At 62.7% G+C, this 3357-nt stretch carries 1 tRNA gene and 2 rRNA genes; all 3 read left to right on the top strand.

Annotation, left to right across the window (positions count from 1 at the left end):
• Window positions 1–124 precede the first annotated feature (124 nt).
• The 3 genes from DK874_RS11590 (at window position 125) to DK874_RS11580 (ending at window position 3331) form a co-directional block, all read left to right on the top strand.
• A 23S ribosomal RNA gene (locus DK874_RS11590) occupies window positions 125–3045 on the top strand.
• An 82-nt stretch (window positions 3046–3127) separates the two neighbouring features.
• Window positions 3128–3244, top strand: a 5S ribosomal RNA gene (gene rrf / locus DK874_RS11585).
• 11 nt (window positions 3245–3255) lie between these two features.
• Window positions 3256–3331: transfer RNA gene (locus DK874_RS11580), tRNA-Gly, on the top strand.
• The last annotated feature ends 26 nt before the right edge of the window (window positions 3332–3357 follow it).

Here is a 3357-nt window from a genome sequence, read left to right as displayed (position 1 = left end):
CCCCCTTGACAATCCCCTTTTGGTCTGGTAGGTTTTTCTTTGCGCTGCCTGCTTTGGCGGCGGGGGATCTTGAAAGCTGGGGTGGAGGAATAGGTAGTGGAGGTCGTGTTGAGCGGCCTTTGAGGGTCAAGATGCTAAGGGCCCACGGTGGATGCCTTGGCACCCGAGCCGATGAAGGACGTGGCTACCTGCGATAAGCCAGGGGGAGCCGGTAGCGGGCGTGGATCCCTGGATGTCCGAATGGGGGAACCCGGCCTGTGGGAACACGGGTCACCGCCTTTTTGGCGGGGGGAACCTGGGGAACTGAAACATCTCAGTACCCAGAGGAGAGGAAAGCGAAAGCGACTCCCTGAGTAGCGGCGAGCGAAAGGGGAAGAGCCTAAACCGTCCGGCTTGTCCGGGCGGGGTAGTGGGGCCCTCGGATACCGAATCCCTGACCCTAGCCGAAGCTGTTGGGAAGCAGCGCCGGAGAAGGTGAAAGCCCTGTAGGCGAAAGGGGAGGGGATAGGTGAGGGTACCCGAGTACCCTGTGGTTCGTGGAGCCATGGGGGAATCTGGGCGGACCACCGCCTAAGGCTAAGTACTCCGGGTGACCGATAGTGGACCAGTACCGTGAGGGAAAGGTGAAAAGAACCCCGGGAGGGGAGTGAAACAGAGCCTGAAACCGTGGGCTTACAAGCAGTCGCGGCCCCGTTAGGGGTTGCGGCGTGCCTATTGAAGCATGAGCCGGCGACTCACGGTCGTGGGCGAGCTTAAGCCGTGGAGGCGGAGGCGTAGGGAAACCGAGTCCGAAGAGGGCGCAGGCGGGCCGCGTGCGGCCCGCGTAGTCCGCGGCCGTGGACCCGAAACCGGGTGAGCTAGCCCTGGCCAGGGTGAAGCTGGGGTGAAACCCAGTGGAGGCCCGAACCGGTGGGGGATGCAAACCCCTCGGATGAGCTGGGGTTAGGAGTGAAAAGCTAACCGAACCCGGAGATAGCTGGTTCTCCCCGAAATGACTTTAGGGTCAGCCTCAGGTGCTGACTGGGGCCTGTAGAGCACTGATAGGGCTAGGGGGCCCACCAGCCTACCAAACCCTGTCAAACTCCGAAGGGTCCCAGGTGGAGCCTGGGAGTGAGGGCGCGAGCGATAACGTCCGTGTCCAAGCGCGGGAACAACCGAGACCGCCAGCTAAGGTCCCGAAGTCTGGGCTAAGTGGGAAAGGATGTGGCGTTGCTGAGACAGCCAGGAGGTTGGCTTAGAAGCAGCCATCCTTTAAAGAGTGCGTAATAGCTCACTGGTCGAGTGACGCTGCGCCGAAAATGATCGGGGCTTAAGCCCAGCGCCGAAGCTGCGGGTCTGGGGGGCAACCCTCAGGCGGTAGGGGAGCGTTCCCGATGCCGATGAAGGTCGTCCGCGAGGGCGGCTGGAGGTAAGGGAAGTGCGAATGCCGGCATGAGTAACGATAAACAGGGTGAGAATCCCTGTCGCCGTAAGCCCAAGGGTTCCTACGCAATGGTCGTCAGCGTAGGGTTAGGCGGGGCCTAAGGTGAGGCCGAGAGGCGTAGCCGAAGGGCAGCCGGTTAATATTCCGGCCCTTCCCATGGGTGCGATGGGGGGACGCTCTAGGCTAGGGGGACCGGAGCCATGGACGAGCCCGGCCAGAAGCGCAGGGTGGGGGGTAGGCAAATCCGCCCTCCGGGAGCTCTGCGTGGTGGGGAAGCCCGTGAGGGTGATAACCCTCCGAAGCCAGGGAGCCGAGAAAAGCCTCTAAGCACAACCCATGGGAACCCGTACCGGAAACCGACACAGGTGGGCGGGTGCGAGAGCACTCAGGCGCGCGGGATAACCCTCGCCAAGGAACTCTGCAAGTTAGCCCCGTAACTTCGGGAGAAGGGGTGCTCTCTGTTGGCGCCGCGTGCGGCGCCGATGGCGAGCCGCAGTGAACAGGCTCTGGCGACTGTTTACCAAAAACACAGCTCTCTGCGAACCCGTGAGGGGAGGTATAGGGAGCGACGCTTGCCCGGTGCCGGAAGGTCAAGGGGAGGGGTGCAAGCCCTGAACCGAAGCCCCGGTGAACGGCGGCCGTAACTATAACGGTCCTAAGGTAGCGAAATTCCTTGTCGGGTAAGTTCCGACCTGCACGAAAAGCGTAACGACCGGAGCGCTGTCTCGGCGAGGGACCCGGTGAAATTGAACTGGCCGTGAAGATGCGGCCTACCCGTGGCAGGACGAAAAGACCCCGTGGAGCTTTACTGCAGCCTGGTGTTGGCTCTTGGTCGCGTCTGCGTAGGATAGGTGGGAGCCTGGGAAGCCGCCCTTTCGGGGGCGGTGGAGGCGCCGGTGAAATACCACCCTGATGCGGCTGGGGGCCTAACCCAAGGGATTGGGGACAGCGCTTGGCGGGCAGTTTGACTGGGGCGGTCGCCTCCTAAAGGGTAACGGAGGCGCCCAAAGGTTCCCTCAGGCGGGACGGAAATCCGCCGGAGAGCGCAAGGGTAGAAGGGAGCCTGACTGTGAGGCCTGCAAGCCGAGCAGGGGCGAAAGCCGGGCCTAGTGAACCGGTGGTTCCGTGTGGAAGGGCCATCGATCAACGGATAAAAGTTACCCCGGGGATAACAGGCTGATCTCCCCCGAGCGTCCACAGCGGCGGGGAGGTTTGGCACCTCGATGTCGGCTCGTCGCATCCTGGGGCTGAAGAAGGTCCCAAGGGTTGGGCTGTTCGCCCATTAAAGCGGCACGCGAGCTGGGTTCAGAACGTCGTGAGACAGTTCGGTCTCTATCCGCCACGGGCGCAGGAGGCTTGAGGGGGGCTCTTCCTAGTACGAGAGGACCGGAAGGGACGCACCTCTGGTTTCCCAGCTGTCCCTCCAGGGGCATACGCTGGGTAGCCATGTGCGGGAGGGATAACCGCTGAAAGCATCTAAGCGGGAAACCCGCCCCAAGATGAGGCCTCCCACGGTGCAAAGCCGGTAAGGACCCGGGAAGACGACCCGGTGGATGGGCCGGGGGTGTAAGCGCCGTGAGGCGTTGAGCCGACCGGTTCCAATCGTCCGAGGTCTTGACCCTTTTTGCCCTGATGGCCACCCCAGCTTGGGTTCCCTGCCGCCCGTAGGTGGCGTGGGATTTTGAAAGGCAAAACACGAGAATCCCCCGTGCCCATAGCGGCGTGGAACCACCCGTTCCCATTCCGAACACGGAAGTGAAACGCGCCAGCGCCGATGGTACTGGGACCGCAGGGTCCTGGGAGAGTAGGTCGGTGCGGGGGATTTTTGCTACGCGGGAGTAGCTCAGTTGGTAGAGCACGACCTTGCCAAGGTCGGGGTCGCGGGTTCAAGTCCCGTCTCCCGCTCCAACAAAACCCCAGGCTTATGCCTGGGG

It is taken from the genome of Thermus caldifontis, from assembly GCF_003336745.1.
Lineage (GTDB): Bacteria > Deinococcota > Deinococci > Deinococcales > Thermaceae > Thermus > Thermus caldifontis.
The sequence above is the reverse complement of the archived record's forward strand: the minus strand, read 5'-3'. Positions and strand labels throughout refer to the sequence as shown.